Here is a 2884-nt window from a genome sequence, read left to right on the forward strand (position 1 = left end):
CTCGGCATTCTCCATCCTGTTTGCACCTTCGGCGGTGAAGGGGAGTGTCACAACAGCGATCGTCAGTGCTCCTTCTTCACGCGCAGCCTTTGCTACAATCGGTGCGGATCCTGTTCCGGTACCGCCACCAAGACCTGCTGTGACAAAGACCATGTGGCTTCCGGCAATAGCCCTGTGAAGATCACCCTCACTCTCCAGAGCCGCTTCTTCACCCCTGCGGGGAACCGCTCCGGCGCCAAGCCCTTTTGTCGTCTGCCTGCCGATGAGTATTCTCCGGTCAGCTCTTGTCATTGCAAGGTGCTGGGCATCGGTATTGATCGCAATCATCTTTGCCCCATGGATATTCTCTTCGAACATCCGGGTGATGGTATTGGATCCCCCTCCACCACACCCGACGACGGTGATGATGGTGCGAAGACTCTTGAGGACATCCTCAAAGTCTTCATCATCCATGGTCCCTTCGAATTTCGGGTTGGCCTGTCCATCGACTATTGGCGAGCTTCGATATTCAGCAGGTGCCTCTCCGGCTACCTCGGCCTCTTCCGCCTTCTTCCGTGATAATGCCTCTTCCACGATTGATCTCATGTTATTCTCTCCAATCCCGGGATTGTGATCTCCTGCAGAACATGGGTGGTGACCATATCGGCCAAAATGACCCTCTCTCCGACATTGACGGCCTGCCCGCTGGCAAGCCTGCCGAAGAGTGGTCCTGCTGGTACCCCGAGTTTGCGCGCTTTCTCAGGGTCAAAACGTTCTCTGCTGATGATAAGGCGATCACCCTCTACAACAGCATGAGAATGTTTCGTGATCTGTTGTACACACAGGGTTATTAAATCACTTGCTAATTGTGCCTCTTCCTCATGATATCCGATGAAGGCAGGGAGGGCAACTGCCCCGCCTTTGGTAATTCTGAAACAGGGGGTGATGGTATCAAGGGCGGTGATGAACTCCTCTTTTCCCACCCTGAGCGCTTCGGTGAGGAGTTCTTCATTGATCCTGACCACCGATAATGCGCAGTCCCGCTCCATTCCATGGTTCTTCAGCAGTGATGCAGCCGCAATTTCTGATGCAAGGGCGGTTGCCCGGCTCCAGGTCTTCCAGGGCACACTTCCCATCTCATGAAGCATACCTTCTGTAACAAGTGGAAGCTGTAGTTCCCCGCAAAGCCCGGCAATCAGATCGTATTCCATCGCGCTGAGCGCTTTTTTATCGATATATCCGGCAACAGCCCCGGTCATTGCGGCCATTCTCCCCACCCTGTCAGCAGTCATGCCCCCTGCCTCCCGTGAATGGGCGATATGGCCAAATGCTCCCCGGGTCTCTGACGCGATCACTGTCTGCCGGACCGCATAATGGGTGCCTCCAAATCCGATCAGGGGCAGAAATGCTCCCGGTACTGCGGAGAGCACGCTCCGGGCAACGGCTTCTGCTGCATCTGTATCATGCCATTCCTTCTCAGTGCTCCCGATCTCGACAAAGAATGATGGGGTCGTCAGATCGGTCGGGCCATGATGGGTGATCTCATAGCCTGCACGATATCCATTGGGAGCATACAGCATCAGGTTCCGGAGCACCGCCTGCATCATTCCGGGATCGGCTGCCGGGAGTTCATCAGGTGCACCTCCATATGCCGCCTCTCCGAAGTTACCGGTCACATGAACCGTCAGCACCGGCTCGGGATTTACACTTGTGTGCCGCGAGAGGAAGATGATCCGATCCGCCTGCACCTTCTCATCGAGATCTTCTTCATGGATGAGCCTTCCATCGACCTCATGGAAGAGCCAGCCATCCTGAAGCAGTGGCCAGGCAGCCTCCCCCTCCTGCCCGATGAGATAATCGATCGCTCTTCTGATCGACACCCCTGCCGGATCAAGGCGGGAATGGATAAGCGCAGTTACCATGCTTTATATCTTTGATCCCGTCTCTAAAAGCCTTGATCCACGCTTCAGGTGCCTTCATGGCGGGTGATCCCATTCTGAAAATGCTATATCATCGGAATGCAATGATTGGTATATGTCATACGACGCAGTAGCTGAGGCATTTGCCGCTGAGGGTATTGAGAAAGAGATCAGGTGCGAAGAGGCATTTGCCATCTCCGAGAAGTACAACATAGAAAAATTTGACATATCCCGGTACTGCAACAAAAACGGCATCAAGATCCGTGGTTGCCAGCTGGGTTGTTTCAAATGAGCCGGTTCATCCGGGTGATCCCGGTACATGAGGCAGTATCCCGCCTCCTCTCCATCGCACCGGATCCCGGAACAGAGATGGTCGGACTATCAGGGGCGCTTCTCCGAATCCCGAATGAAGATATCATTGCGTCACATGATATGCCGGGGTTTGCGAGATCAATCGTTGACGGATATGCGGTACTCTCCTCTGACACCATCGGTGCCGGGGAATCGCTCCCTGCGATGCTCACCTGCACCGGCAGGATCGAGATGGGATCAGGTGATCCGGGATCGATTGTGGCTGGGGAATGCAGGTATGTCCCAACCGGCGGGATGATGCCGGAGGGGGCAGATGCTGTTGTGATGATCGAGTATGCCGAAGTGGCAGGGGATCAGATCCTTGTGATGAAGCCGGTCTCTGGTGGCGAGAACTATGTCGCAGCTGACGAGGACTTCAGATCCGGCGAGACGATCATTCCATCAGGCCACCGGATTCTTCCCCAGGAGACGGGTGTGCTTGCAGCAGCCGGTATCCTCTCTCTTCCGGTACGGCGCATACCGCGGATTGCGGTCATTGCAACCGGAAATGAGGTGGTCGCCCCTGATCAGGTGCCCTTGCCGGGGCAGGTGCGGGATGTGAATTCGATCGTCTGCGAGTCATTCATCCGGCAGTGCGGCTGTATCCCCCTGTCGCTTGGGATCGTGCCGGATGA

The 2884-nt window shown here is 55.4% G+C and carries 3 protein-coding genes and 1 pseudogene; 2 read left to right on the top strand and 2 right to left on the bottom strand.

Annotated features, from left to right (window positions below; translation table 11 throughout):
• Together QCH34_RS10070 and QCH34_RS10075 are read right to left on the bottom strand one after the other, a co-directional pair.
• Positions 1 to 453 (bottom strand): annotated as a pseudogene (locus QCH34_RS10070) (cell division protein FtsZ); the annotation flags it as partial.
• A 128-nt stretch (positions 454 to 581) separates the two neighbouring features.
• Complete coding sequence (locus QCH34_RS10075; RefSeq protein WP_300333636.1) at positions 582 to 1901, bottom strand: D-aminoacyl-tRNA deacylase; 1320 nt, start codon at positions 1899 to 1901, stop codon at positions 582 to 584.
• A gap of 112 nt (positions 1902 to 2013) precedes the next feature.
• Between QCH34_RS10075 and QCH34_RS10080 the strand changes: the two genes are divergently transcribed.
• Positions 2014 to 2190 (top strand): hypothetical protein, encoded by a 177-nt coding sequence (locus QCH34_RS10080; protein ID WP_300333638.1) that lies wholly within the window; start codon positions 2014 to 2016, stop codon positions 2188 to 2190.
• Positions 2187 to 2884, top strand: a 698-nt coding sequence (locus QCH34_RS10085; RefSeq protein WP_300333640.1) for a molybdopterin molybdotransferase MoeA, incomplete at its 3' end; no start/stop codon positions are given. The genes QCH34_RS10080 and QCH34_RS10085, both read left to right, overlap by 4 nt.

Origin of the sequence: Methanocalculus sp. (genome assembly GCF_029762515.1) — an archaeon.
GTDB lineage: Archaea > Halobacteriota > Methanomicrobia > Methanomicrobiales > Methanocorpusculaceae > Methanocalculus.